Below are 25,377 nucleotides of genomic sequence, written 5' to 3'. Positions count from 1 at the left end.
GTGACAGTCGAGAGCAGCTTAGGCCAAGGCATATACGCGTGTCCGGCGAATGAGAACACAGGCCGGTCCGCCGCCTCGGCCACCGTTCGCGGCACCGGCGCGCCCCGCCCGGCCGCCCCCGGATGTCACGATCCTGCATTCGAACATTCCGAGACGCCCTGCTCCGTCGGAACGCTCATCACTACGGATTAGGCTGCCCTCATGCCAAAGAAGCGCTCGGGCGGTGGTCTGTCGCCAACGCAGCAGGCCGCAAAGTTCCTCGGTGTCAGTGTGCTCGCGGGAGCCGTGATGGCGGGCATCGCACTGCCCGCGGCCGGCGCGCTGGGCCTGGCCGCCAAGGGATCGGCCACGGGGTTCGACGACATCCCGGCCAACCTCAAGCGTCCGCCGCTCAGCCAGCGGACCACGATCCTGGACCGCCAGGGCAACCAGATCGCCCAGGTCTACTCCCGCGACCGTACGGTGGTCGAACTGAAGGACATCTCGCCGTACATGCAGAAGGCGATCGTCGCGATCGAGGACTCCCGCTTCTACGAGCACGGCGCGATCGACCTGAAGGGCGTGCTCCGCGCGCTCAACAAGAACGCGCAGAACGGCGGGGTCTCCGAGGGCGCCTCCACCCTCACCCAGCAGTACGTCAAGAACGTCTTCGTCGAGGAGGCCGGCGACGACCCGACGAAGGTCGCGGAGGCCACCCAGCAGACCATCGGCCGCAAGGTCAAGGAACTGAAGTTCGCGATCCAGGTGGAACAGGACCTGGGCAAGCACAAGATCCTCGCGAACTACCTCAACATCACGTACTTCGGGCAGCAGGCCTACGGCGTCGAGGCCGCCTCCCAGCGCTACTTCTCCAAGCACGCCAAGGACCTGACCCTGCCCGAGGCGGCGCTCCTCGCCGGCATCGTCCAGTCCCCGAGCCGCTACGACCCCGTCAACGACGAGGCCGAGGCCACCAAGCGGCGCAACGTCGTGCTCCAGCGGATGGCCAACGTCGGCAACATCTCACAGGCGGAGGCCGACAAGGCCGTCAAGGAGCCGCTGGGCCTGAAGGTCACCCAGCCGCGCAACGGCTGCATCACCGCGGTCAAGGGCGCCGGCTTCTTCTGCAAGTACGTCGAGCGGATCTTCCTCAACGACCCGGTCTTCGGCAAGACCCGCCAGCAGCGCGCCAAGATCTGGAACCAGGGCGGACTGACCATCCGCACGACGCTGGACCCGCAGGCCCAGCAGTCCGTGCAGGACTCGCTGAAGAAGCACGTCTACCAGTCCGACTCGGTCGCGGGCGCGGCGGTGCTGGTCGAGCCCGGCACCGGCAAGGTCCTCGCGATGGGCCAGTCCAAGCCGTACGGCTACGGCAAGAACGAGACCGAGATCAACTACTCGGTCGGCAGCGACCTCGGCGGCTCGAACTACGGCTTCCCGACCGGTTCGACGTTCAAGCCGTTCGTGGCGGCGGCCGCGCTGGAGCAGGGCAGGCCGCCGACGCAGGAGTACTCGTCGCCGTACGAGATGCCGTACCCGGATCCCGTACAGACGTGCAGCGGCAAGCCCTGGACCAACCAGAGGCACGAGAAGGTGCCCAACGAGAGCAAGTCGGAGGTCGGCCCGTACCAGCTGAAGGAGGCGATGGCCAAGTCGGTCAACACCTACTTCGTGCAGATGGTCGCCGACATCGGCCTCTGCCCGGTGATGCAGATCGTCGACAAGCTGCACGTGGTGCAGGGCAGCGGCGACAAGCTGCCCGAGGTGCCCGCGATCTCGCTCGGCTCCAGGGGCATCTCCCCGCTGACGATGGCGAGCGCCTACGCGGCCTTCGCCTCCCGCGGCACGTACTGCACGCCGGTCGCCATCGAGTCGATCACGCAGAAGATCGGCGGCCAGAAGAAGTCGCTCGCGGTGCCGAAGTCGTCCTGTACGCGGGCCATGTCCGAGACGACCGCGGACACCGTCAACACGCTGCTCCAGGGCGTGATCGACTCCGGTACGGGTTCGCAGGCGGGCCTGGCCGACCGCGCCAACGCGGGCAAGACGGGTACGACGGACGAGCGCAAGAACGCGTGGTTCGTCGGCTACACGCCGAACCTGTCGGGCGCGGTGTGGGTGGGCAGCGCGTCGCAGAGAGTCAAGATGATCAACATCAACATCGGCGGCGTCTTCAACCCCCTCGTCTACGGCGGTCAGGTGCCCGGCCCGATCTGGCGTGACGCGATGACCGGCGCCCTCGTCGGCAAGGAGGCCCCGGCCTTCAACCTCGTCAACATCCCGGACGCGCCCAAGGACGAGGACAAGCACAAGGGCAGGGACCGGGGCGACGGTCACGGGAACGGCGGCGACAACGGCGGCCCCGGCGACAACAACGGCGGCTTCCCGAACCCGTCCATCTCCTTCCCGAACGGCTTCTTCCAGGGCCCGAACGGCGGACCGCGAGGCAACGGCAACGGAGGCCGGCACGGCTGACGGACAGGCGGCGGGGGCTCGTTCCTCCGCCGCCGCCACGACGAAGGGGCGTCGGCCATCCGCCGGCGCCCCTTCGTCGTACGTGCCCGAGAACCGGCCGGGTCAGCCGGCCAGAAGCCTCTTCACCACGGCGGCGACGCGGCCGCCCTCGGCCTGGCCCGCGACCTTCGGGTTCACGATCTTCATGACCGCGCCCATGGCCCGCGGCCCCTCCGCACCGGCGGCCTTCGCCTCCTGAACGGCCTGGGCGACGATCCGCTCCAGCTCCTCGTCGGACATCTGCTTGGGCAGGTAGGTGGCGAGCAGCTCGCCCTCCGCCTTCTCCCGCTCGGCCGACTCCGTACGACCACCCTGCGCGAAGGCCTCGGCCGCCTCGCGGCGCTTCTTGGCCTCCTTGGTGATCACCTTGAGGACCTCGTCGTCGGAGAGCTCGCGCTTCTCCTTGCCCGCGACCTCCTCCTTGGTGATCGCGGTGAGCGTCAGCCGGAGCGTCGAGGAGCGGAGCTCGTCACGCTCCTTGATCGCGGCGTTGAGGTCATCGTGCAGCTTCGACTTGAGCGTGGTCATGGGTTTGATTGTCGCAGGTACGGCAAGGCACCCGCGCGTCGATTTACGGCGCCCCGGGGAAACGCCGATCTCCGGACGGGGCGCGCCTGTTGGCCCCGCGGCCGGGACCACCGGCGATTTCCACCGGACGGCACGGGCCTGAGACGATGGACCCATGCGCGCGCGATACGGAGTACCCCTGGGCATCACGGCGGTCGCGGCCGCCGGTCTCCTCTACTCGGCGGGGTTCGAAGCCCGCTCCTTCCGCCTGAGGCGGGTGACGGTCCCGGTCCTGCCCTCCGGCATGCGCCCCCTGCGGATCCTTCAGGTCTCCGACATCCACATGGTCGGCGGCCAGCGCAAGAAGCAGCGCTGGCTGCGCTCGCTCGCCGGACTGCGCCCCGACTTCGTGATCAACACCGGCGACAACCTGTCCGACCCGGAGGGCGTTCCGGAGGTCCTCGACGCCCTCGGCCCGCTGATGGAGTTCCCGGGCGCGTACGTCTTCGGGTCCAACGACTACTACGGCCCCAAGCTGCGCAACCCGGCCCGCTACCTGCTGGAGAAGACCAGCGGCCGGCACGGCCTGAACGGCAACACGCCCGCCGTGGGGGTGATCCACAACCCGTGGGAGGACCTGCGCGACGGCTTCGACGCGGCCGGCTGGCTCAACCTGACGAACACCCGCGGCACCCTCAAGCTCGAGGGCCTCTCGGTGGAGCTGACGGGCCTGGACGACCCGCACATCAAGCGGGACCGCTACGCGCGGGTGGCGGGCGGCCCGTCCACCGACGCGGACTTCTCGATGGGCGTGGTGCACGCCCCGTACCTGCGCGTCCTGGACGCCTTCACGGCCGACGACTACCCCCTGGTCCTGGCCGGCCACACCCACGGCGGCCAGCTCTGCATCCCCTTCTACGGCGCCCTGGTCACCAACTGCGACCTGGACACCGACCGGGTGAAGGGCCTGTCCACCCACAGCGCCGAGGGCCGGACGTCCTACCTGCACGTCTCGGCCGGCTGCGGCACCAACCGCTACACCCCGGTCCGCTTCGCCTGCCCCCCGGAGGCGACGCTGCTGACGCTGGTGGAACGGCCGTGACGGGATAGCGCCGCAGGCGGGGGCGGGGACGGTTTCCGCCGCACGGCCATGCCTGGCACCGTGCGGCAATCCGTAACCCATACGGGCTACCCGAATCGCCCCCTATGTCCGCCCTCCCTACCGTGAGGGCATGGCCGCCGAGACCCCCGAACTGCCCGAGGTGCCGGAGATACCTCCGACGCCTTTCATACCTCGGGACATACCGGAGCTCCCCGTGATCCCGGGCATCGTCAAGCTGATGCCCTCCTCCTTCGTCCCCCCGGCCGCCGTCATGGGGCCCACCCGCCATCTCGGGGCGGCGGTCTGCCGCCTCCTCACCGCCGCGGCGATCGTGGCCGCGGTGGCCGTGGAACTGCACCTCGGCTCCCCGGCCCGCGTCCTGAGCGCGTTCGCGATCCAGAGCAGCATCCTTCTCGCCCTGGTCCTCTGCCTCTCGGCCCGCAGGGCCTGGACGGCCCGCCGGCCGCTGCCGGCCTGGCTGACCGGAGCGACCGTCCTCTACGCCGTGATCACGGCTGTCGTGCACCACGCGCTGCTGACCCGGACCTCGCCGGCTTTCTCGATCACGGGCGAGCCCGGCATCCATCCGCTCTGGCAGAGGACGGCCACCGTGATCCTGCTGACGGCGGCCCCGATCGCCGCCCTCCTGGACTGGCTCCTGCTCACCGAGCCCGACCGCCTCCACCTGCACCAGGCCGCGCCGTGGCTGCTCTTCCCCCTGGCCTACCTGACCTTCTCCCTCACCCGCGGCGAACTGCTCCCCGCCGACACCCCCGACCGCTATCTGCACCCCTTCCTGGACGTCTCCCAGCACGGCTACAAGCACGTCCTGGCCAGCGCCCTCCTCCTGGGCCTCGCCTTCTACGCCCTGGCTCTCCTCCTCGTGGCCGTCGACCACACCCGCCCGAACCCCATCCGCCGCCGCGCCAAAACCGGATTTCACCTCTGGCCACCAGTGGGCTAAAGTAAGCGTCGTCGCCGCGACAGCAGCGACATCGGGGTGTGGCGCAGCTTGGCAGCGCGCTTCGTTCGGGACGAAGAGGTCGTGGGTTCAAATCCCGCCACCCCGACAGTGAAGTACCAGGTCAGGGGCCTGATCCGCGAGAGCGGGTCGGGCCCCTGATTGGTTCCTGGGGTCATTTTGGGAAAGGAAGCGGCGCTGCCCAGGCCCGCCGCACGCGCTGTCGCGCGATACCTTGCCGATCGCCGTGCCTACCCGGTTCTTGACGTCGTTGACGTGCTTGCAGTGCTCGCCCAGCCTGGCCTCCTGCAGACCCAGAGCACTTCCGCCGACCTCGTACGGTCTGGCGGAACGTCCGCCGACGTGATCACTTCAGCGGTGCTTGACCGAGCCCGAGGTTCCTCTCTCCCTGAACGCCCGGGGCGTGCAGCCCCAGGTATTCCGCAACCATGCCTATGCGCCCATGCGTCGCCTCTGCAGCAAGGTGTCCAACACGCGCACCGGTGACATGGGGCATATAGTCAGGCGATCCTCGACTGCAGCCTCCCACTGCTCGGTCAAACCAAGCATGAGGCGCCTGCGAATGCCGGAGGTGACGGGGGCGTAGCGAGCGGAGACGGAACTGTCGACGTGGTCCATGCGCTCGTCCATGAGGACCTTCTCGGTGCCGAGGTCCTCCATCACGGTCCGGTGGGTGTGGCGAAAGCCATGGGAGGTGAGGCTCTTGGCGATCGGCAGCCAGCAGGTATCGGCCCGCTCACCGGCGCAACGCCCTCGCGCTGGCACACGCTGACCACGTCCTTCAGGAGTGTCAGTGGTCGAACGGGGCGAAGCACAAAGCAACGTTGGCGGCCAGCCACTGTCACTGCTCACCCTTACCCTCAACTGCGCATCCCCCGAAAACACGTGAGAGGCCGCTCGACATGGTCAACGACGACGACATGTCCCCCGAAGTGCAGCGCATGCTTCAAGAAGCGCAGGCCATGATGACCGACGAGGTCATGGAGGAGACCCTTCGCAGCAAGGCCGGCGCGGACCCCAGCCACCTGGCCACATTGCTGGACCTCGTAGCGATCGGCATCACCAACGGCGCCTGGCGGAACAGCTGCATCGAGAACTGGCACGCCGAGGGCCGACTGTCGGACGGCGACATGATGCGCATCAACAGCTACACCACGGATGCCATACGTCGGCGCCTGAAGGGTTGGTGCATCGAGTCGGGGATCACTTCGGCGAACAGCACCGCACTGGCGAGGACCGACGCGGAGGACGTGGACGTCCTTGCCGGTCGTCTCTTCCGATGGCTGACGAATGCTGAGCGCAGGCTCCCCACCGGAATGACTCTCGGCGAACTGGCTCGCTCCAGGGAAGACCTCGAAGAGTACGAGGACCACGCGGATCGGGTCCTCGGCGGCTTTACCGGACAGATGGAGGACAAGGGCGTCCGATTCGGTCTGCTGCGCACCGCCTGCCACGGTGCCCTGGCCTGCTCCCGGTGGTGGGCGCATCCCGCATGGCCCGACCGCGTCGAACGCTTCATTCGCGTCCTTGACGATGCGACCGACTCTCATTGGGGTTCCAACGGTGAGCGGAAGAAGAAACTGGGCGCCGAGCCGCCCTCCGTGCAAGACCGTGACGTTATGCGTGCCGCGCTGCTGGAGAGCCCGTGGAGACTCGATCCCATGGCCGCTGAGTGGATCGTGGATGCCGGGATCGGCCACATGACGCCCGAAACGGGGCTGCCGGCCGCAACCGCATCCGATTAGAAGTTGCAGTAGGCATCGAGTCTGGAAAGCCATTTGGGGGCCGACGCGCTCCCGAAGCTCCTCCCACTCAGAAGCGCTCCGCCCAGGTAGACGGTCACGATGCTGTCGAGGAGATCAACTTCCATGCCGTCGGGTCCCTCGATGGCCTAGACCGATCCCCGGAAGCTCTGGGCTACGGGCTGGCTGGGGTGTGGGCGGACGCTGTGACGGGCCGACGCAGGTCCACCCTGACGGCTCCCACTGCGGCGACCGCAGCGAGGCAGCGCAGGCCGCCGCTGATCAGCGGCGCAGCTCCGGAGGTGGCGTCGCCCACAAGGCCAGCACGCATGTTGCCGATGTCCGATAGCCGTGAGGCAGAGTGCCCGACGGGCTGGAGACAGTACGCTGAACCGAGCGGGATCGGGCCCGCCGCACAGTGTCCGGGAGGTGCTTCATGACGGCCGAGATGGTGGCCCCGGCGTGGATGCACGAGCAGATCACGGCGGAGGAGTACGAGTCCTGGTCCGAGGAGCAGTGCGCCGGCATCGAGATCGTTGACGGGATGGTCGTCGTGAGCCCGAGTGCGTCCAAGCGGCACAACCGGCTGGCCCGGATCCTGGCAAACGCCCTGGATGCCGCCGCGGGGCCGGACTGGAACGCGGACACGGACTTCGACGTCCGGCTCCAGGACGTCCCGCTGACCAATCGCCGCCCGGACATCGTGGTGTACCGCGCGGACACGATCGACGTCACGCCCACCCGGCCCGAGCACGTACTGCTGGTGGCGGAGGTGGTATCACCGGGCTCGGAGACCACCGACCGGGTCGTGAAGGTCGACCAGTACGCCAAGGCAGGCATCGGCTTCTACTGGCGGATTGAGCAGGCCGCGACAGGTGTTCCTCTGGTGTATACCTACGTGCTCGACCCTGCGACGAAGACCTACCGGGACGGGGACGTGTTCACCGGCGTCCTCAAGGTCACGGCCCCCTTCCCGGTGCAGATCGACCTCGGGCAGATCTGACCCACATGCTGCCGAGTGGTCCGCTGTGCGTGGGCGGACGGTGCCGCGCAGGGCATCACTGAGAAGGCCGCGCGACACCTGTCACGGGCTCTGACCAGACAGATCCGCCCAGCGGAGCACCGTCCGGAACCACCCGGCACACCCCCACCAGCCCTCGTAATGCGCAGGTCTCATCTCTGCCGACCGCCCCAGTGCACGCGCGCCAGAAGGCGGATCGCCAGTCCGTCGGCGCCGACCAGCCTGAGGTGGCAGATGAGGGTCCTTCTGGGAGCCATCGGGGAGCCGACTCACTCTCCGAGCCCCTTCGAGACCACTCGAGACCACGCCAACCCGACGCTCTGACCAGGGCAAACGCCATCCGAGCTGGCAAGGTCAGCAACCGGACCTCATTCGGGACGAAGAGGTCGTGGGTTCAAATCCCGCCACCCCGACAGGTGAAATACCAGATCAGGCCCGGTCTCCTTCTCAGGAGACCGGGCCTGATGCGTTCCCGGGAAGCCTCCGGGAGTGAGCGGGGAGTGGATCATGAACTCACTCCCGGGGAGTGAGCGGGTGCGTGCGGCGAGAGCCGATGCCGACGCCGGGTCCGCTCGACGAGCAAGGCGCCAAAGCCCCACACGCGACGGGCCGCAGACACCAGGGCCGGGTAGCTCTCCAGCGGCAGCGAGTCAACGGTCTCCGCCGACCCGGCATCGCGCTGCGTCAGATCTTGATGGTGTGGACGCCGGGGCCGCACAGCATGTGGAGGTCCTCGGGATCTGACGTCAGGACGGTCACTGGGGAGGGGGAGGCCAGTGCGGTGGCAGCCACGAGGGCGTCGAGGGCGTGTTTGTGGCCGTGCAGGCCGGCTGCCGCGAACAGCTTGCTCGCGTGGCGGGCGATGGCTTCGGTGGGCGGGAGGATGTTGACGCGCGAGGCGGCGTAGTCGAAGCGGGCCTGGTTGATCTTGGGGTCACGGGCTTCAACGAGGGTGACGGAGCTGGTGATGACGCGGATGTCCTCTGCCTCGGCCGCAGCCAGCCACTCGGTGAGCTCGGGTGAGCGGCGTACGAGTTTGGACAGGCCCTCGCAGTCCAGGACGAGGGTGCCGCTCACACGGCGTCCGCCGAGCCCGCGGTGTCACCACGCAGGACGGCTCGCTTGGCCTCGACCGCTGCCTGGTCGACGGGGCCGTGTTCGGTTTCTGCGTCTTCGATGAGTTCGCGCAGGCGGTCGCGCTCCAGCTGGCGCTGAATGAGGGCTTCGACGTAAGCAGACATGCCGCGCTTGCCGGTACGTGCCCTCAGGGCGGCGATGGTGCCTTCATGGAGGGAGACGGAGACCGGGCGGACAGGGCCTTCGCCGGGAGCGGGTTCGGGAGTGGTGGCCATAGAGCCAAATTAACAAAACTTTTGTTATTGGGTACCGCCCCTGGACAAATCCCGCCACGCCGACGCTGGTCAGAGGCGGCATACGGATTTCCGTATGCGGCCTCTGTCGTGCCCGGGGGCCAGACAGGGCTCTGTTGTGGATCGGTTGGGCAAGGGCGGCCCCGCTTCATTGGCGTGAGTTGGGGGCCGCCCTTGGCGTAGCCGGGACTGTCCGGCCGGTCAGGTGGGTCGGGGCTGCGGAAGGGCGTGGACGCGGCGTGCGGCGAGTGTGATGATCACCGGGGCGTCCGGCGTGGGTCCGGCGCGCAGGGAGGGACCGTGATCGCCATACCTTCTGTTCTGGTGGCGGTGTTCTTCGCCACCTCGGGCGCAGCGGCGATTACGCGTGGCTGGGCACTCCCCTGGAACCGGCGTCTGGTCCGCCGCGTTCGCCTCTATGGCTGGGGTCAGTTGGTGGTTGCCTTCGCCTTTTGCCTGCAGGTGATCGTCGGGCTGGTGAGCAGCGATCCCGACATCCGGCTCCTGTCCTTCGGCCCGCTTGCGCTGACCGGCCTCATCGTGATGATGGTGAGCCACACGGGTCGTCATCGGCAGGGCAGCGGCATGCCCTGACGAGTTCGTGCCATGGGCGTCTTCCTCGTCAGCTGGGCGCTGTGCTGGATGAACACGTACGTCTGACGCGGCTGTCGCCGGGTACGGGTCGGCATGGACAGTGGCAGACGATGAGGCACCTACTGGGTTCAGTAGGTGCCTCACCTGTTTTCAGCGGCGAGCCCGCGCGGCGTGTGTCGGGGTTCAGCTCAGTGTCCGAGCAGGGGGACGTCGATCTCGCCCCTGTGGTAGGCGCGGACGGCCTGGACCAGTTCGTCGGCGGAGAGCTGGTCGTCGCCGTTGGTCTGCATCTGGCGGAACGCGTCGGCCGGGTCGATGTTCTCGACCCCCATGGCGTCCAGCCAGGTCTTGAACTCGGTGGGGCTGATCTGGTCGTCGTCATCCACGTCCGCCAGCTCGATCATGGCCTGGACGGTCGGCTTGATGGCCTTCCCGAAGTCCGTGCCGCCGTTCTCCAGGACGTGTTCCTTGACGATGTCGTGGAACTGCTCGGGGGTCAGCCGGCCGTTCTCCTTGTCGATCCCGGCCTTTCCGGCGAAGAAGTTCCACATGCCCAGGTAGGCGTCGCTCAGCACGCGGCTTCTCGGGGAGCCGGGAGCTTCGCCGAAGGCCCGCAGGATGCGCTTGGACTCGGCGTCGAAGTCGGCCCTGTCGATGCGGCCGTCGCCGTTCACGTCCCAGCTGTCGAAGCGCGTCTTGATGCGGTCGAGCTGCACGGAGGTGGTCATCTCGGAGATCTCCAGGTGGTTCGGACACGGACCGTCACACTATCGACACTTTCGGCGATGACGGGTCGCGCACCTATTGCCAACCGAGTGATACGGGGCGGGCATGGGCGGCCGCGCCCGGGACCGCGGGTGCCTCGATGCCCGGTCGCCGCGCGTCGTCGTCGGAGCCCGGGGCGTCGTCGACGGGAACCAGCCCGAACACGGAGAAGCTGATGGCCCAGTAGGCGATGTAGGCCACAAGGAGCACCGCGCCGTGCCAGCGCCTGAGGTGCCCGGTGAGAAGTGCGTAGGCGGCGAACCCGTTGATCGCCACGAGGGCCGGCAGGTGCCAGCTGAAGATTTCCGGGGTGATCACGAGCGCGCCGCCGGCCAGGGCGATGATGCCCACCTTCGCGGTCACCGAGAACACGACGCTGCCGATGACGTTGCCGACACCGATCGCGGGCGCGCCCCGCCGGGCCGGCTCCGCGGTCAGGAAGATGTCCTCCAGGGACAGCACCAGTGTCGCGATCGTCGCCCCGAAGACAGTGCCGCTGATCGCGAAGTTCTCCAGGATGCCCTCGGTTCCCTTCGTCATGATCCAGGCGCCGACGACGATCCCGGTCAGCGCAAGGAGCGCCAGTACGAGCAGCATCCATCCCGGCCGGTTGGCCGACTTCGCCGCGCCGACCTGGCCGGTCTCGTAGAGGCCACCGGAGCCTTGGTCCCGGTCCCCGGCACCACCACCCGCGCCCCCGGCCGTCCCGGCGGCGACGCCGACGAGTTCGGGACTGTCCACCGCTTCGAGTACTTCCGTGCTTCTGAACGTCGGCACCGCCCGGCGGGACTCGCGGTAGGCGATGTAGGCGACGAACAGCACGAACAGCAGGACGAGAACGATCGCGAAGACGGTCCCCAACTCGCCGAGCAGTGCCGGCACGATCAGGATCAACGGAGCGACCGCGAACAACGCGATGTAGTCCTTGGGGATCTCCACCCGGCAGGGCGCGACGAGGGCGGCGATCGCGAGCACCAGGCCCGACAGCGAGATGACGGTTCCGAAGACGACGCCGAGCGCGACGTCCTCCAGGCCCTCGACGTTGAGCACCACACCGAACGCGAGGTCGTCGAACTCGATCCCGGTGAACACGATGGCCAGCAGGAACAACGAGATCGCCAGGCCGCGCGCGGCGCCGACCAGGTAGGTGATCAGCTTCTCGGCACTGTAGATCAGCAGCGCCACTCCGGCGGCGAAGATGAGAATGGACGTCATCCGATTGCTCCCCCTTGAGCAGAACGGACTGGCCAGGCCCCGTGGGGGCCTGGCCAGCGCCAATCAATCGGAAGCTAGCAGGGATGAGGGCGAGTGACAGCCGGGCGCACTGGTGCACACCGCCCCCAGGGCGTGCGCCCGCCTCACCTCGGGGGAGTGAGCGGCAGGGCGTCGGTGTACGCGTTCGCCGGCTTGTCGGTCTTCTCCACGGAGCGGGCGTCGAGCGCGGCGGGCGCGGAGCTCGTGCCCAGCGTTCCACCGGGGTGCCAGGTGCCCGTGACGGCCACCCAGCTGTCGGCCGGCGGGGCCGGGGTGCCGTGGATCCGTACCTTCACGGACTGGGCGTCCGCCGCACAGCAGGAGATGACGATCCGGGTCAGGGTCCAGCCGTCGCCCTGTTTGCCGGAGGTGACGAAACCAGTCAACCGGACCGTACGCCCCTCGATGGCCCGCGTGCGGTCCTGCTGCACACGGCGGGTGAAGTCCGAGAGCGTCATCGGAAGCGGCGAGGTCGCGGGCAGCGGGTCGAAGTCGTCCTCGTGCGTGATGGCCTTGGGCGGCTGGCGGGAGGCGGTGTAGGCGCCGAGGGCGGGCGGAGCGTAGAACAGCAGGCTCAGCGCCGGGAGGAACAACAGCCACGAGGCACGGGGTGCGCCGGAGTGGTGGTGCCCGTGACCGTCGTGGTCGTCGCGGTAGGTGTCTTCGTCGTCCTCGCGCCGTCGCGCGTACGACACCGCGTCCGCCACGCCGAGCAGCACCAGCAGGGCGCCGGAGGCGATGAGCAGCGCGCGCATCCCCTCGTTGACGTACCGCAGGTACAGGTCGGTGAACAGGGACACGCGCAGCAGGCCGACGCCGCTGAGGACGAGCAAGGTCATCTGGAGCGGGCGTCTCACAGCAGTGCTCCTCCGATCAGCGCGCTGAACACAACCGCCACGACCACCGTGGCGGCGGAGAACCGGACCGCGAAGGCCCGGCCGAAGGTCCCCGCCTGCAGGGCGATCAGCTTCATGTCGACCATCGGGCCGACGACCATGAACGCCAGCCGTGCGACCGGCGAGAACCCGGTCAGTGAGGCCGCCACGAACGCGTCCGCCTCCGAACACACCGCCAGCACGATCGCCAGCCCGGCCAGGAACAGCACCGACAGCCAGGGCGAACCGGAGAACGCGTCCAGCACGGAGCGGGGCACCGCGACATTGAACGTGGCCGCCGCCATCGCGCCCACCACCAGGAAGCCGCCCGCATGCAGGAAGTCGTGCTGGAAGCCGGTCCGGAACTCCCGCCACCGGCTGCCACCCGTCTGGTGCCCGCTGTGCCGCACGACCGGCCGCAGCCACTCGGCCCGCCCCAGCCAGAGCCACAGCCAGCCCATGGCCAGCGCCGTGCCCAGCGAGGCCAGCAGCCGGGCGGCGACCATGGCCGGCTGCCCGGGGAAGGCCACCGCGGTGGCCGTCAGCACCACGGGGTTGATCGCGGGCGCCGACAGCAGGAACGCGAACGCGGCTGCCGGTGTGACACCCCGTCCGATCAGACGGTTCGCCACCGGCACCGACGCGCACTCACAGCCCGGCAGGACGACTCCCGCGACGCCGGCCACCGGCACGGCGAGCACGGGCCGACTCGGCAGCGCACGGCTGAACACCGCCGCCGGCACGAACGCGTTGATGGCACCGGAAAGGGCCGTACCCAGCAGAAGGAAGGGCAGCGCCTGAACGGTCACGGCAAGACAGACGGTCCGCCACGCCTGCATCGCCGGCGTCTCCATCCACTGGCCCCCGAGGTACAGCACCGTGCCGGGAACGACGGCCGCCCCCAGCAACAGCAGCGGCCAGTGACGGGGCCAGCCGGCAGCGGCGTCGTCCCCCGCCGCTCCGTCCGCGTCGGCGGACTCGGCCTCCTCGACCCGCTCTTCTGATCTCTGCATGCCGTGCCCCACCTGTCGGATGTTCCCGTCAACATAGCGGGCCCCGAACTGACGGACGATGCTCAGCCGGCCTTGCCGGAAGGGCCGCCGACCTCGGCCCAGACCGTCTTGCCCACAGGGTGACGAGGTGTCCAGCCCCAGCGCAGGGCCAGGGCGTCCACCAGGAGCAGGCCGCGGCCCGACTCGCCGTCGGGGTGGGATGAAGGGGGCCGTCGCCGGAGGGTGTTTGGGCGAGGCGTCCGCCACCTCGATACGCATGACGCCCGTCGCCGCGTCGAGGGCGAGCCGGAGAGCGAACTGAGGCGCAGTTGGAGGAAAGGCTCACTGCGCGTACGGGTCGGCAGAAACGGCTCGACTCAGCCGATCGCCCCGTGCTCTGGGTCGTCCTCGACGAGGCGGTGCTGAGGCGTCCGAGCGGTGGCCCGGCAGTGATGCGCGGGCAGTTGGAACGACTGCTCGAAATCGCGGCACATCCTCAAGTCACCGTGCAGGTACTGCCGTTCGATCAAGGCGAACACGGCGTGATGGGCGGCTCGTTGACCATTCTCGCGCTGCCCGACGACACGGAGATCGCCTACACGGAAGGCGCCCACTACGGCCAACTCGTCGAGGATCCGACCGAGGTCAGAACGTACTCGTTGTCCTACTATCGGCTACGGGCAGTTGCCCTGCCCCCGCTCATGTCGCTCGGCATGATCCGATCCGTGAGGGAGGGCAACCACCGTGGAAGAATGTCCCGTCCCGATCTGCATGGCGCCGCGTGGCGCAGGAGCAGCTACAGCAATCAGGAGGGTGGCAACTGCGTGGAGGTGGCCGACGCGTTCCCCGGCATCGTCCCCGTTCGTGACAGCAAGGTCCCGGACGGTCCCCCGCTGGCCTTCGGCGCCGGCTCCTGGGCCTCGTTCATAGGCGAGTTGAAGTCCGGCACCACCGCATCGAACTGACGTAAGGCGCTGGTCCGTTAATTCGGCGACCGGGAAAGATCCCGGTCGCCGAATTCATTTATGACCTGCAATTCTCACGCTCCCCCCACAACCCTGTCGAACATTCGCACTCTCTCCACAAACAGCCGACGCACGTCCGCAGCGTGCGGGATCATGTGACCTGATCGCGATCAAAGCCCTGGTTGTCGGCCGGAAAATATCCGGACATCAGAGGCAAGCGAATGGATCTTTCGCGTGGCGTATCTCACTGAGGGAATGTCAAGTGGTTCGACCGGAAAACCCGATCGGGTTGCCCGGGGCATCGGAAAAGTGGTTCCATCTCGGCTGAACGCGGTGACTGGCAGTCACAATGCGGCTCTGTGCCGAATTCCCGAACGTTTTGTGATCGTCGATCGGGCGTGGCAAGGACAGGAACCAAGAAACGGCGACCGCCCCTTTGCGAACGGGCGGTCCGCGCCGGTCAGGAGGGAGCAACGTGGGTTGCTCGCACGCCGTGGGATGCCCCCTTTTCCCCCTGCTCAGGGCGAGCTTGCAGGGGTGGCGCGACTACTACTGCGACAGCACGGACCAGTGGCACGACTGTGCCCGCTACCAGTTGTCACGCACCGGCGAGCGCGTGCCGATCAGCCTGCTGCCCAACGGAGCGACGGCGCGGCACCTCGAAGGCGAGATCCGTACGGGCCGGTCCAGCGCGACCAACCCCACGCAGGCTCCCCAGCCGCAGCAGCAGCAGCCGCCGCAGCCGCATGCTCACCCCCACCCGCAGCCGCAGCCGGGCGCCTGGTCCCAGGCGGTGCCGGCCGGCCCGCCTGAGCCGTCCCCACCCGGACCCGGACAACCGGAGGGCTCGGCCTGGTTCGGGGCGGCGCCCCCGGCACCGGCCCCGACGTACCAACCGTCACCACCCCACATACCGGCCCCCCGGCATTCGGACCACCCCGCTCCGCACACGGCGCGGACTCCCGGTCCGAAGCGCGGCTTGCTGGGCCGGCTCGCCGACTGGATGAGAGGTCCGGCATGAACTACTGGCCCTGGTGGGCGGGCGCGGTCGGGCTCGCCCTGGTCACCGTCAACTACACCCTCACCACCGACCGGTCCTTCGGGGTGTCGTCCGCCTGGGACCGCGTGCTGCACTGGCGCAGCGAACGCCGTCTGGAGAAGATGGACGACGAGTTCGCCGACGACCAGGCGCTCGCCGAAGCCCTCGCCGCGGCCACCGCGGAGCACTTCGGAACGCTGCCCGGCGCGCCGGCCTCGGCCCAGCCTCCGTACGGGGACCCACAGCCGCCCGCGCCCGGCCCCGGCGTCGAACCGGTCACCAGTCAGCGCCCCGCCCCTCTCGTCACCCAGGCCGCCCTGCTGGTGTCGATCTTCCTGGGCGGCCTGATCGCCTCGCTGGTGTCCGGACGGTTCAAGATCCGCCACGACATGGGCCCGGCGTTCCGGGACCTGGTCACCTCCGATCCGGTCACCATGGTCGTCGTGCTCTTCCTGGGCGGGGTGCTGGTCGGCTTCGGCACCCGGCTGGCCGGCGGGTGCAGCTCCGGCCACGGGCTGAGCGGCTGCGGCCGGTTGCGCCCGGTCAGCATCGTCGCGACCGCCGTGTTCTTCGGCACCGCCGTCGGTGTGTCGTTCCTCCTGTGGAAGGTGATCTGATGCGTACCCGCGGCGCGATCCTGCTGGCCAACATCATCACCGGGCTGGCCCTCGGCTTCACCGTCTCCAACATCGGCTTCGGCGACTACGCCGAGCTGAACCGCATGTTCACCTTCCAGGACCTGCGGATGTTCCTGTCCTTCGCGGGCGCCGTCGCGATCATCGTGGTCGCGTTCGCCCTGCTGCGGGTGCGCCGGACCCCCGGGCGCATCCACGCCGGTGTGATTCCCGGCGCGGTGCTGTTCGGCACGGGGTGGGCGATCTCGGGCGGCTGCCCGGCGATCCCGATCATCCAGGTCGCCGGCGGTTATCTCCCCGCCCTGGTGACCATCGCCGGTGTCGCCGTCGGCATCTGGCTGTGCCGCTGGGCCAACGCCCGGTTCTTCCACCTGGACCGCGGCTCCTGTGGGCTGTGACCGAGGGCGTCAAACCTCTCCGGGCAGCATTTGCCCCGTTTTGACCTAAGGCGCCATCCGATTCCTGATCCGGGACGTATCTCCTACGAGACATGTTCCATCAGGAGGAAAGCCATGGCGATCTTCACTGCACTCTTCCCCGCACTGAACCGTGATCACGGCGGTGGCCACGGCGGTCACGGCGGAGGTCACGGCGGTCACGGCGGCCGCAGCGGACACGGCGGCCGAGGCGGCCGCGGCGGATACGGCGGATACGGCGGATACGGCGGCCGCGGGAACCGCGGGTCGCGAGGTCACGGTCGCGGTTACTGATTTTGGCCACCCCAGCTGACTCGGAACGGAGCGGACCGGAGCCCCAGGGAGCCGGTCCGCTCCGTCAGTACGTCCTGAGCAGACTGCTGTCGGTGGGGGCGGACGAGCAGGGCGTGGTCACGGCCGCCCCGCCGCTGTCCCTGCGTGAGGTGTTCCGGCGTTTCTGGCCCTACACCCGAGGACGCCGTGGCTGGCTCGCGCCGCTTCTCCTGCTCACCACGACGGGCCCCCTCGTCGACGCGGCCGAACTGTGGCTGTTCAAGATCATGGTGGACGAGGTGCTCGTCCCGCGGGACCTGCATCCCTTCGTCTGGATCGCGCCCACCTACGTGGGGCTGATCCTCCTCTCCGGCGTCTTCGGGTTCGCCGACGACTTGACCTCCGCGTACGTCAGCGAACGCTTCCTGCTCTCCCTGCGCTCCGACGTCTTCCGGCACGTCCAGGGGCTGTCGCTGGGATTCTTCGAACGGCGGCGGCTCGGGGACGTGCTGTCACGGATCACGGGGGACGTGGAATCCGTCGAGACGTTCCTGCTCTCCGGCGTGGCGGACGTCTTCTACGACCTGCTGCAACTGGGCGTCTTCCTCGGCCTGCTCTTCTATCTGAGCTGGGACCTCACGCTCCTCGCGATCGTCATCGTGCCGCTGTTCTGGGGCGCCGCCCGCCACTTCTCCCGGCTGACCAAGCAGGCGTCGCGGGAACGCACGCGCCGCAGCGGCTCGCTCAGCGCGGTGGCCGAGGAGTCGCTGGGCAACGTGACCCTGGTGCAGGCGTACAACCGGCAGGACTGGGAGCAGCGCCGCTTCGAGCGCGAGAACGTGGGCCGCTTCCGCGCCGCGATGGCCTCGACGCGCATCCGGGCCGTCTACCGGCCGCTGGTGGAGCTGATCGAGGTGTGCGGCGGCCTCGCCGTCATGGGACTCGGCACCTGGAAGCTCACCCAGGGACAGCTCACCCTGGGCGGGCTGCTGGTCTTCCTGGCGCTGATCGGCAAGCTCTACAGCCCGGTCCGCGACCTGTCCCGTCTCGGCCCCGCCTTCTACGCCGCCTCCGCCTCCGCCGAACGCATCGTGGAGCTGCTCGACCAGCGGCCCCAGGTCCGCGAGGCCCCGGACGCGCGGCGGATCGGCCGGGCCCGCGGCGAGGTCGAGTTCGACGGGGTGTCCTTCCGCTATCCCGAGACCTCCCGCTGGGCCCTGTCTGACGTGTCGTTCCGCGTCCGCCCCGGCGAGACCCTGGCCCTGGTGGGCGCGAGCGGGGCCGGGAAGTCCACGGTGGCCAAGCTGCAGCTGCGCTTCTACGACCCCGACCGGGGCGCCGTACGCCTCGACGGCACCGATCTGCGCGAGCTGGCCCTGACCGATGTGCGCGAGAGCGTCGCGGTGGTGCTCCAGGAGACGCTCGTCCTGCACGGCACGGTGCGGGAGAACATCGCCTACGGCCGGCCCGGCGCCACCGAAGCGGAGATCGTCGAGGCCGCCCGCGCCGCGGACGCCGACGAGTTCATCCGGCTGCTGCCGGACGGCTACGACACCGTGGTCGGACAGCGCGGCCGGATGCTGTCCGGCGGGCAGCGCCAGCGGCTCGCCATCGCCCGCGCGATGATCAGGGACGCGCCCGTGCTGCTGCTCGACGAGCCCACCACCGGCCTGGACGCCCTGTCGGGCCGCCGCATCATGGACCCGCTGCGCCGGCTCATGGCAGGCCGAAGCACCGTCGTCATCTCCCACAATCTGCTCACGGTCCGCGACGCCACCCGGATCGTGGTGCTCGACCAGGGCCGGGTCACCGAGTCCGGGACCCACGACGAGCTGTTCGCGCGCGGCGGCACGTACGCGCGGCTGCACCGGCTGCACAGCGCGGCCGCGCCCACGGGGCCGCCGCCGCAGGGCACGGTGCTGTCATGACCGCCGCCACGCGGACGGCCGTGGAGCCGCCGCTGCCCGCGGGCACCCGCCCGGTCCCCGGCTACGAGATCCTCGGGCACCTGGACCGCACGGGCTGGCTGGACCTGTACGACTCCTGGAGCGAGGAACGGACCTGCCGCTGCGTCATCAAGGTGCTGCGCCCCGATCTGCGTGGCCACCCGGGGCTGGGCGCCAGGCTGCTGCGGGAGGGCGGGTGGCTGCGCGACTTCACCCACCCGCACCTGGCCCGCGCGTACGAGACGTTCACGGAGCCCGAGCCGCTCGTCGTCATGGAGACGCTGACCGGGGAGACGCTCGCGCATCTCCTCGGCCGGCTGCGGCGCCGGCCGGGCGCCACCGACGTGGCGCTTCTCGGGGTGCAGCTGTGCTCCGCGGTGCACTACCTGCACGGACGGGGGCTGCTCCACCTGGACCTCAAGCCGGCCAACATCGTCGTGGACCGCGGACACGTCAAAGTGCTCGACCTCAGCGTGGCCCGGCCTCCCGGGTACGCGCCGCGCGGGACGGGCACGCTGTACTACCGCTCGCCGGAGCAGGCGCGCGGCGGGCCGCTGTCGGCCGCGGCCGATGTGTGGGGCATCGGCGTCACGCTGTACGAGACGGCCTGCGGTGACGTGCCCTTCCCCGAGGGCGAGGAGGACGGGAGCGAGGACAGCGCGGGCGGCGTCCGGTGCCCGCTCCTCGAGGAGGCCGCCCCGCCGGTCGCGTCGCGCCGCCGACTGCCGCGCACGCTCGCCGGGGTCGTCGACGCCTGTCTGAGCCTGGACCCGGCGAACCGCCCCGCGCTCCCCGGACTGGCCGAGGCCCTGGGCACCGTGCTCCCGAGTCCGTGAGCGGTCCTCCCCGGGAGCCTTCGGGACGGGCAGCCCTCAGGACGTGTCCTCGCCCGTGGCGAAGTGGGTTCTGGCCAGGACGGTGCCGTCGGGGGCGATCACCCGTGCGCCGGCCAGCTTCGCGGGGTCGATGGTGGCCGGGCCGCCCCAGGAGCCGCGGCCGCCGTGCAGGGTGAGGTCACCGACGCGGACCGTGGTGCCGTCCTTGCGCACCAGCCGGCAGGTGACCTTGCCCTCGTGGGGTCCGCCGGCCCTGGTGAGGTCGACGGTCATGTAGATCCAGCCCGGGGAGCCGGGGTGGGCGTAGACCTCGCCGGCCGGCCTTCCGACCGCGTCGGCCGAGGTGAGACCGCCCCACAGCATGCCCGTCCCGGAAGCGGTCGCGGCGGGCCGGGACATCGTGGACTCGATCGCCGTGCCGACCGCCCAGCCGCCGAAGCCGACGGCGAGGACGACCGCGCCCGCGGCGGCGGCGACCCGCGGCCGCAGCCGGCCGAGCACGCCCGGACGCGGGATGCCCGGCGCCCGGGTGTGCGGACGCCTCTCGTGCGCCGCCCTCTGCGTCAGCGCCTGCGCCACCCGGCTCTCGAACCCGACCGGCGGCTCGCTCCCCGGCAGGAGCCCGATCAGCCGGTCACCCAGCAGAGTGAGCTGTGCGATGTACTCGCGGCAGTCCGCGCACCTCTCCAGATGCGCGACGGCGCCGGCACGCTCGCGGCCGGGCAGCACACCCAGCGCGAGCTCGGCGCCGATCTCGCGGAGCTTCTCGCAGCTGGTCTCACTGGCCATGGTCGCCTCGCTGGAAGGAGGCGAGGGTGGTGCGCAGCTTCCCCATCGCCGCCCTGACCCGTGTCTTGGCGGTGCCCAGCGGAATGTGCTCCCAGTCGGCGATCTGCTGGGCGGTCATGCCGTAGATGCCGGCCATCACCAGGGCACGGCCCTGTTCGCGCGGCAGCTCGGCCACGGCGGCCCGCAGCCGGGACGACGCCTCGTCGGCCAGTGCGTGCCGCTCGGGGGTGTCGCTGACGACGTCCAGGATCGCGTCGAGGTCCTCCGGCGCCACCGGCTCCTGACGCCGCGACCGTACGGCGTCGATGGCGAGGTTGTGGGCGATGGTGGTCAGCCAGGTCGTGACCGACCCACGGCGCGAGTCGTAGATCTGCGCGTGCCGCCACGCCCGCTCGAATGTCTGTTGTGCGATGTCCTCCGCCAGTTGCGGATCCCCGGTGACCGCGACGGCGACACCGAAGACCCGGTGCTGGAACCTCCTTACGAAGCTGACCGCGAGTTCCGGATCACCCGTGGCGAGCCCGGACAGCAGAGCCTCGTCCGGGAGCCGGCCCACGGGGAACCAGAATCTCGACACATCCGTATATACGGACCATCCCCGTCCAGGGATTGCCCGCCCGAACCGGAATCCCATACTCCGATTCTCGCGCGGGACCGCCCTGCCCGCGCCCTGTCGCGGAACGGCACCGGGCAGAGGGCCGCGCGGGAGTCGGGGCGGAGGGTGGAACCACCCGTCCCGGTAGGGCAGTCTCTTCCCTCGTGGGGAGCGTTCCGTATCAGGGTGGGGTGCCGGACGGCACGCGCGCGCACATGGTGGTGTGCGGGGACGACGGGCTCGCGCACCGGCTGGCCGCCGAGTTGCGGGGGGTGTACGGCGAGCACGTGACACTGGTCGTACCGCCCTCCGAGCGCACGGTACGGCCGCCGGTGGTGGGCCGGACCCGTACGGCGTCGGCGCTGCTCGACCGGGTGGACCGGGTGGTGAGCGCGGCCGTGAGCCGGGCCGGAGTGGGCGCCGGCGGCGCGGCCAATGGCAACGGCAACGGCACGGGCGGTCAACCGGCAGGCCCGGACCGGCTGCTGGAGGCCGCCGAACTGACCGAGGCCGTGCTCGCGGACGCGGGCGTGGAGCGGGCGGCGGCACTGGCCCTGGTGTACGACGACGACGAGACCAACATCCGCGCCGCCCTGACCGCCCGCCGTCTCAACCCGCGGCTGCGGCTCGTGGTGCGCCTGTACAACCGGCGGCTGGGCCAGCACATCGAGGAACTCCTCGACCAGGCCGCCGCGCTGGCGGTCGACGGCGGCGACGCGGCGGCGGGCACCTACGCGTCCACGACCGTGCTGTCCGACGCGGACACCGCCGCGCCCGCGCTGGCCGCCAGTGCCGTCGTGGGCACCAGCAAGGTCGTCCAGACCGACGGACTGCTGCTGCGCGCGGTGGAGCGGCCGCCGCCCGCGCCGGGACAGGTCGCCGATCCCGGGCTGTGCACCCTGGCCCTGCTGTCCGCGACGAGCAGCGACCCGGCCGGAGCGGACGGTTCCGAGGACAGCGGCGACCAGCGGCCGCAGCTGCTCCCGGACGAGGCGGCGGTGGAGGCGGCCACCGGGCGCGGGACCGTGGTGCTGGAGCAGGTCTCGTACGGCGCCGGCCAGCCGCTGTCCGCCCGGCGCGTGGTGGCGGCGGCCGTGCCTCCGCTGACGTCGCTGTTCTCACGGCGGCTGCGGTGGACGGTGGCGGGCCTGCTGGCGTGCGTGTTCGCGCTCGCGGTGGCGCTGTGGGTGGTGGCCGGGGTCCATCCGCTGGGCGCGGTGTACCTGACGCTGCTCGACCTGTTCGCCATCGACGACCCGGCGCTCGGCGAACCGGTCGGACGGCAGCTCCTGCAACTGCTGACCGGGCTGGTGGGCGTGCTGCTGCTGCCGGTGGTGCTGGCGGCGGTGCTCGAGGCGCTGGGCACGTTCCGGTCGGCGTCCGCGCTGCGCAGGCCGCCGCGGGGGCTCGGCGGGCACGTCGTCCTGCTGGGACTCGGCAAGATCGGCACCCGGGTGCTGACGCGGCTGCGGGAACTGCGGATTCCCGTGGTGTGCGTGGAGTCGGACCCGGAGGCGCGCGGTGTGGCCACGGCACGGCGGCTGCGGGTGCCGGTGGTGCTCGGGGACGTCACGCAGGAGGGCGTGCTGGAGGCCGCGAAGATCCACCGCGCGCACGCGCTGCTCGCCGTGACCAGCGCGGACACGACGAACCTGGAGGCCGTGCTGTACGCGCGGTCCGTGCGCCCCGACCTGCGGGTGGTGCTGCGCCTGTACGACGACGACTTCGCCACCGCGGTGTACCGCACTCTGCGGGCCGCGCACCCGCACGCCCTGACCCGCAGCCGGAGCGTGACGCACCTGGCGGCGCCCGCGTTCGCCGGCGCGATGTTCGGCCGGCAGATCCTGGGGGCCATCCCGGTGGAGCGGCGGGTGCTGCTGTTCGCGTCCGTGGACGTGGGCGGGCATCCGCAGCTCGAGGGCAGGACGCTCGCGGAGGCCTTCCGCCCCGGGTACTGGCGGGTGCTGGCGCTGGACGTGGGGATGACCGCGGACGCCCGGCGGGAGCCGGCGGCACCGGAGGCGGCGGCCGAGCACCCGGACCGGGCCTCGGGCCTGGTGTGGAACCTGCCCGGCACCTACGTCCTGCGCGGGCAGGACCGGGTGGTGCTCGCGGCGACCCGGCGCGGGCTGGCGGAGCTGCTGGGCCGCGGGCCGCGGGGGCGGACGGGAACACAAGGGACGTAGGAGGCGCGCGGGGCGGGCACAGGTGGCCCAAGGCGCTCTGCCCTCGAACCACCCGCGTCCCGCGCCGCGGCCGCCCTACTTCTGCTTCTCCTTCGGCTGCTTCTCCTTCGGCAGATACCGCTCCGCGAAGTCCAGTTCCAGGCGGATCTGCTTGATGCGTTCGTCGACGACCAGGGAGCCGTGGCCGGCGTCGTAGCGGTACACCTCGTGGACTACCTCGCGCGCCTCCAGGCGCTTGACGTAATTCTCGATCTGACGGATCGGGCAGCGCGGGTCGTTGACCCCGGCGGAGATGTAGACCGGCGCCGCGACCCGGTCGACGTACGTCAGCGGCGAGGAGGCCTCGAAGCGCTCCGGCACCTCCTCCGGGGTGCCGCCGAGCAGCGTGCGGTCCATGGCCTTCAGGGCTTCCATCTCGTCGTGGTACGCCGTGACGTAGTCGGCGACCGGGACCACCGCGATACCCAGCGCCCACAGCTCGGGCTGGGTGCCGAGACCGAGCAGGGTGAGATAGCCGCCCCAGGAGCCGCCGGTGAGGATCAGGCGGGCCGGGTCGGCCAGTCCCGAGCCGACGGCCCACTCGCGGACCGCCGCGATGTCCTCCAGCTCGATCAGGCCCACCCGGTGCTTGAGCGCGTCGGTCCACGCCCGGCCGTAGCCCGTCGAGCCGCGGTAGTTGACCCGGACCACCGCGTATCCGTGGTCGACCCAGGCGGCCGGGCCCGCGGCGAAGGAGTCGCTGTCGTGCCACGTGGGGCCGCCGTGGATGTCGAAGACCGTGGGGAGCGGTCCGGTCGCGCCCGCGGGCCTCTGGACCAGGGCGTGGATACGGCCGCCGGGGCCCTCCACCCACACGTCCTCCACCGGCACCGACCCCGGGGACTTCATGCCGGGCGGGTCGAGGACCACCCCGCCGTGCGTCGAGCGGACCGCGGAGGGCTCGGCCGACGAGGACCACAGGTACTCCACGCTGCCGTCCGGGCGGGCGGTCGCTCCGGAGACCGTGCCGGGCGGGGTGGGTACCCGCGTCAGCTCGCGGGTGGCCAGGTCGTAGTGGAACAGTTCGCTGCGGGCCTCGAAGCCGTGCACCACGAGCAGGCCCCCGCCGTCCGGGCACCACTCGGCGCTCACGTCGCCGGGCAGGTCGAGGGCCAGGTCGTGCTCCTCGCCCGTCGCCACGTCCCACACCAGCGGCTCCCAGCGGCCGCGTCTTTGGTGGCCGACCAGCAGCCGCGTGTCCCCGTCGACCGGGGCGAAGCCCAGGACGTCCAGGCCCAGCTCGACCGTCCCGCCCTTGGTGTCGTCCAGCTCGGCGACCGTCGTGCCGTCCGGGCGCAGCACGCGCAGCGCCGAGTGCATCGCGTCGCCGTGCTCGGTGTGCTCCAGGGCGATCAGCGAGCCGTCGTGGGAGAGGCCGCCGACACCCGCCGACTCGCGGTGCCGGTAGATCTCCGTCACCTGCCCGTCGCGGGCCAGGTGCAGGGTCGTGCCGTCCTCGTCCGTGGAGCGCCCCACGACCGCCGTGCGGCCGTCCCGGCCGAGCGCGAGCCCCGCCGGATACGACGCGCCGAGGCCGGGCACGGCGGCCTCGTCGACCCCGCCCTCGAAGGGCTGGCGCCGCCAGACGCCGAACTCGTCGCCGTCCTTGTCGTCGAACCACCAGATCCAGCGCCCGTCCGGCGAGAGCACACCGTCCGTCGTGCCGTTCGGCCGATCGGTGACCTGCCGCTGGTCACCCGTCGTCCGGTCCCAGGCGTACAGCTCGTACGTCCCCGTCGCGTTCGACACGAACAGGGAGCGCTCCGGCGCGTCCTCCGCCCAGTCGGGCAGGGACACCCGGGGCGCTCGGAAGCGCTTCTCCCAGTCCGGCATCTCCTCGATGAGTGGCCGCCGGTCGAGCTGCTGCGGCGAGTCGGACCCGTTGCTCTCAGTCATGACCCCATACTGCACGGTTCCGAGGACAACGCGCTGTCCGGTCTCCCCAGCCTGTGGAAAAC

At 70.4% G+C, this 25,377-nt stretch carries 22 protein-coding genes, 1 tRNA gene and 3 pseudogenes; 14 read left to right on the top strand and 12 right to left on the bottom strand.

Translation table 11 applies throughout. The features are described from left to right. Positions 1 to 201 precede the first annotated feature (201 nt). Positions 202 to 2,457, top strand: coding sequence for a transglycosylase domain-containing protein (locus OIE49_RS19490; protein WP_326803428.1), 2,256 nt, complete (start codon positions 202 to 204; stop codon positions 2,455 to 2,457). 102 nt (positions 2,458 to 2,559) lie between these two features. Here the strand turns inward: OIE49_RS19490 and OIE49_RS19485 are convergent, their stop codons facing one another. Then, positions 2,560 to 3,024 carry a GatB/YqeY domain-containing protein gene (locus OIE49_RS19485; RefSeq protein WP_326803427.1) on the bottom strand — a complete coding sequence of 155 codons (465 nt, stop codon included), beginning with the start codon at positions 3,022 to 3,024 and terminating at the stop codon, positions 2,560 to 2,562. Positions 3,025 to 3,178: 154 nt separating this feature from the next. Between OIE49_RS19485 and OIE49_RS19480 the strand changes: the two genes are divergently transcribed. From OIE49_RS19480 to OIE49_RS19470, 3 genes are all read left to right on the top strand, one after another. Continuing rightward, on the top strand, positions 3,179 to 4,105 hold the full coding sequence (locus OIE49_RS19480) for a metallophosphoesterase (protein WP_326803426.1): 927 nt from the start codon (positions 3,179 to 3,181) through the stop codon (positions 4,103 to 4,105). Between the two features lie 130 nt (positions 4,106 to 4,235). After that, positions 4,236 to 5,069, top strand: a complete 834-nt coding sequence (locus OIE49_RS19475) for a Pr6Pr family membrane protein (protein WP_326803425.1) — start codon at positions 4,236 to 4,238, stop codon at positions 5,067 to 5,069. A 32-nt stretch (positions 5,070 to 5,101) separates the two neighbouring features. Beyond that, positions 5,102 to 5,175 (top strand) — tRNA-Pro (locus OIE49_RS19470). A 344-nt stretch (positions 5,176 to 5,519) separates the two neighbouring features. Here OIE49_RS19470 and OIE49_RS19465 read toward each other — a convergent pair. Then, positions 5,520 to 5,852 (bottom strand): annotated as a pseudogene (locus OIE49_RS19465) (LacI family transcriptional regulator); the annotation flags it as partial. A 137-nt stretch (positions 5,853 to 5,989) separates the two neighbouring features. On the opposite strand from OIE49_RS19465, the gene OIE49_RS19460 reads away from it, so the two are divergent. Continuing rightward, complete coding sequence (locus OIE49_RS19460; RefSeq protein ID WP_326803424.1) at positions 5,990 to 6,832, top strand: hypothetical protein; 843 nt, start codon at positions 5,990 to 5,992, stop codon at positions 6,830 to 6,832. Between the two features lie 433 nt (positions 6,833 to 7,265). After that, on the top strand, positions 7,266 to 7,832 hold the full coding sequence (locus OIE49_RS19455) for a Uma2 family endonuclease (protein ID WP_326803423.1): 567 nt from the start codon (positions 7,266 to 7,268) through the stop codon (positions 7,830 to 7,832). A gap of 702 nt (positions 7,833 to 8,534) precedes the next feature. Here OIE49_RS19455 and OIE49_RS19450 read toward each other — a convergent pair. Continuing rightward, complete coding sequence (locus tag OIE49_RS19450; protein ID WP_326803422.1) at positions 8,535 to 8,927, bottom strand: type II toxin-antitoxin system VapC family toxin; 393 nt, start codon at positions 8,925 to 8,927, stop codon at positions 8,535 to 8,537. Beyond that, a complete protein-coding gene (locus OIE49_RS19445) occupies positions 8,924 to 9,202 on the bottom strand; it encodes a hypothetical protein (protein ID WP_326803421.1) in 279 nt (92 codons plus the stop codon). Before OIE49_RS19445 ends, OIE49_RS19450 begins: the two co-directional genes overlap by 4 nt. Before the next feature lie 318 nt (positions 9,203 to 9,520). Between OIE49_RS19445 and OIE49_RS19440 the strand changes: the two genes are divergently transcribed. Then, the gene (locus OIE49_RS19440; protein ID WP_326803420.1) at positions 9,521 to 9,814 is read left to right on the top strand and encodes a hypothetical protein; all 294 of its coding nucleotides are present in this window, start codon (positions 9,521 to 9,523) and stop codon (positions 9,812 to 9,814) included. Between the two features lie 188 nt (positions 9,815 to 10,002). Here the strand turns inward: OIE49_RS19440 and OIE49_RS19435 are convergent, their stop codons facing one another. From OIE49_RS19435 to OIE49_RS19415, 5 genes and pseudogenes are all read right to left on the bottom strand, one after another. After that, a complete protein-coding gene (locus OIE49_RS19435) occupies positions 10,003 to 10,542 on the bottom strand; it encodes an EF-hand domain-containing protein (protein WP_326803419.1) in 540 nt (179 codons plus the stop codon). 73 nt (positions 10,543 to 10,615) lie between these two features. Then, complete coding sequence (locus tag OIE49_RS19430) at positions 10,616 to 11,794, bottom strand: sodium:calcium antiporter (protein WP_326803418.1); 1,179 nt, start codon at positions 11,792 to 11,794, stop codon at positions 10,616 to 10,618. Between the two features lie 143 nt (positions 11,795 to 11,937). Further along, on the bottom strand, positions 11,938 to 12,690 hold the full coding sequence (locus tag OIE49_RS19425) for a TIGR03943 family putative permease subunit (RefSeq protein WP_326803417.1): 753 nt from the start codon (positions 12,688 to 12,690) through the stop codon (positions 11,938 to 11,940). Continuing rightward, positions 12,687 to 13,721, bottom strand: a complete 1,035-nt coding sequence (locus OIE49_RS19420) for a permease (RefSeq protein WP_326803416.1) — start codon at positions 13,719 to 13,721, stop codon at positions 12,687 to 12,689. Before OIE49_RS19420 ends, OIE49_RS19425 begins: the two co-directional genes overlap by 4 nt. A gap of 62 nt (positions 13,722 to 13,783) precedes the next feature. Continuing rightward, positions 13,784 to 14,018 (bottom strand): annotated as a pseudogene (locus OIE49_RS19415) (ATP-binding protein); the annotation flags it as partial. 2 nt (positions 14,019 to 14,020) lie between these two features. Here OIE49_RS19415 and OIE49_RS19410 point away from each other — a divergent pair. The 6 genes and pseudogenes from OIE49_RS19410 to OIE49_RS19385 all read left to right on the top strand — a co-directional run. Beyond that, positions 14,021 to 14,568 (top strand): annotated as a pseudogene (locus OIE49_RS19410) (DUF5753 domain-containing protein); the annotation flags it as partial. Next, positions 14,525 to 14,665 carry a DUF397 domain-containing protein gene (locus tag OIE49_RS19405; protein WP_326806276.1) on the top strand — a complete coding sequence of 47 codons (141 nt, stop codon included), beginning with the start codon at positions 14,525 to 14,527 and terminating at the stop codon, positions 14,663 to 14,665. The pseudogene OIE49_RS19410 and the gene OIE49_RS19405, both read left to right, overlap by 44 nt. 1,017 nt (positions 14,666 to 15,682) lie before the next feature. Next, positions 15,683 to 16,321 carry a YeeE/YedE family protein gene (locus OIE49_RS19400; RefSeq protein ID WP_100568448.1) on the top strand — a complete coding sequence of 213 codons (639 nt, stop codon included), beginning with the start codon at positions 15,683 to 15,685 and terminating at the stop codon, positions 16,319 to 16,321. Further along, positions 16,321 to 16,737: a YeeE/YedE thiosulfate transporter family protein gene (locus OIE49_RS19395; protein WP_326803415.1), complete on the top strand. Its 417-nt coding sequence runs from the start codon at positions 16,321 to 16,323 to the stop codon at positions 16,735 to 16,737. The genes OIE49_RS19400 and OIE49_RS19395 overlap by 1 nt, the downstream gene beginning before the upstream one ends. A gap of 404 nt (positions 16,738 to 17,141) precedes the next feature. After that, the gene (locus OIE49_RS19390) at positions 17,142 to 18,956 is read left to right on the top strand and encodes an ABC transporter ATP-binding protein (protein ID WP_326803414.1); all 1,815 of its coding nucleotides are present in this window, start codon (positions 17,142 to 17,144) and stop codon (positions 18,954 to 18,956) included. Next, positions 18,953 to 19,810: a serine/threonine-protein kinase gene (locus OIE49_RS19385; protein ID WP_326803413.1), complete on the top strand. Its 858-nt coding sequence runs from the start codon at positions 18,953 to 18,955 to the stop codon at positions 19,808 to 19,810. Before OIE49_RS19390 ends, OIE49_RS19385 begins: the two co-directional genes overlap by 4 nt. A gap of 36 nt (positions 19,811 to 19,846) precedes the next feature. Here the strand turns inward: OIE49_RS19385 and OIE49_RS19380 are convergent, their stop codons facing one another. Beyond that, positions 19,847 to 20,599 carry a hypothetical protein gene (locus tag OIE49_RS19380; RefSeq protein WP_326803412.1) on the bottom strand — a complete coding sequence of 251 codons (753 nt, stop codon included), beginning with the start codon at positions 20,597 to 20,599 and terminating at the stop codon, positions 19,847 to 19,849. Further along, on the bottom strand, positions 20,589 to 21,176 hold the full coding sequence (locus OIE49_RS19375) for an RNA polymerase sigma factor (RefSeq protein ID WP_326803411.1): 588 nt from the start codon (positions 21,174 to 21,176) through the stop codon (positions 20,589 to 20,591). Before OIE49_RS19375 ends, OIE49_RS19380 begins: the two co-directional genes overlap by 11 nt. Positions 21,177 to 21,409: 233 nt before the next feature. On the opposite strand from OIE49_RS19375, the gene OIE49_RS19370 reads away from it, so the two are divergent. After that, a complete protein-coding gene (locus OIE49_RS19370; RefSeq protein WP_326806275.1) occupies positions 21,410 to 23,380 on the top strand; it encodes an NAD-binding protein in 1,971 nt (656 codons plus the stop codon). Between the two features lie 75 nt (positions 23,381 to 23,455). Here OIE49_RS19370 and OIE49_RS19365 read toward each other — a convergent pair whose 3' ends face one another. Further along, a complete protein-coding gene (locus tag OIE49_RS19365; RefSeq protein WP_326803410.1) occupies positions 23,456 to 25,315 on the bottom strand; it encodes a S9 family peptidase in 1,860 nt (619 codons plus the stop codon). Between the last annotated feature and the right edge of the window lie 62 nt (positions 25,316 to 25,377).

Origin of the sequence: Streptomyces sp. NBC_01788 (assembly GCF_035917575.1) — a bacterium.
Taxonomy (GTDB): Bacteria; Actinomycetota; Actinomycetes; order Streptomycetales; family Streptomycetaceae; genus Streptomyces.
This window is presented reverse-complemented; position numbering and strand designations above follow the sequence as displayed.

Bases quoted from the DNA above. Each gene is read 5' to 3' on its own strand.
- OIE49_RS19480 (WP_326803426.1), top strand. From the start codon at position 3,179: ATGCGCGCGCGATACGGAGTACCCCTGGGCATCACGGCGGTCGCGGCC.
- OIE49_RS19420 (WP_326803416.1), bottom strand. From the start codon at position 13,721: ATGCAGAGATCAGAAGAGCGGGTCGAGGAGGCCGAGTCCGCCGACGCG.
- OIE49_RS19490 (WP_326803428.1), top strand. From the start codon at position 202: ATGCCAAAGAAGCGCTCGGGCGGTGGTCTGTCGCCAACGCAGCAGGCC.
- OIE49_RS19485 (WP_326803427.1), bottom strand. From the start codon at position 3,024: ATGACCACGCTCAAGTCGAAGCTGCACGATGACCTCAACGCCGCGATC.
- OIE49_RS19400 (WP_100568448.1), top strand. From the start codon at position 15,683: ATGAACTACTGGCCCTGGTGGGCGGGCGCGGTCGGGCTCGCCCTGGTC.
- OIE49_RS19460 (WP_326803424.1), top strand. From the start codon at position 5,990: ATGGTCAACGACGACGACATGTCCCCCGAAGTGCAGCGCATGCTTCAA.
- OIE49_RS19365 (WP_326803410.1), bottom strand. From the start codon at position 25,315: ATGACTGAGAGCAACGGGTCCGACTCGCCGCAGCAGCTCGACCGGCGG.
- OIE49_RS19370 (WP_326806275.1), top strand. From the start codon at position 21,410: ATGGTGGTGTGCGGGGACGACGGGCTCGCGCACCGGCTGGCCGCCGAG.
- OIE49_RS19435 (WP_326803419.1), bottom strand. From the start codon at position 10,542: ATGACCACCTCCGTGCAGCTCGACCGCATCAAGACGCGCTTCGACAGC.
- OIE49_RS19475 (WP_326803425.1), top strand. From the start codon at position 4,236: ATGGCCGCCGAGACCCCCGAACTGCCCGAGGTGCCGGAGATACCTCCG.
- OIE49_RS19380 (WP_326803412.1), bottom strand. From the start codon at position 20,599: ATGGCCAGTGAGACCAGCTGCGAGAAGCTCCGCGAGATCGGCGCCGAG.
- OIE49_RS19385 (WP_326803413.1), top strand. From the start codon at position 18,953: ATGACCGCCGCCACGCGGACGGCCGTGGAGCCGCCGCTGCCCGCGGGC.
- OIE49_RS19430 (WP_326803418.1), bottom strand. From the start codon at position 11,794: ATGACGTCCATTCTCATCTTCGCCGCCGGAGTGGCGCTGCTGATCTAC.
- OIE49_RS19395 (WP_326803415.1), top strand. From the start codon at position 16,321: ATGCGTACCCGCGGCGCGATCCTGCTGGCCAACATCATCACCGGGCTG.
- OIE49_RS19445 (WP_326803421.1), bottom strand. From the start codon at position 9,202: ATGGCCACCACTCCCGAACCCGCTCCCGGCGAAGGCCCTGTCCGCCCG.
- OIE49_RS19455 (WP_326803423.1), top strand. From the start codon at position 7,266: ATGACGGCCGAGATGGTGGCCCCGGCGTGGATGCACGAGCAGATCACG.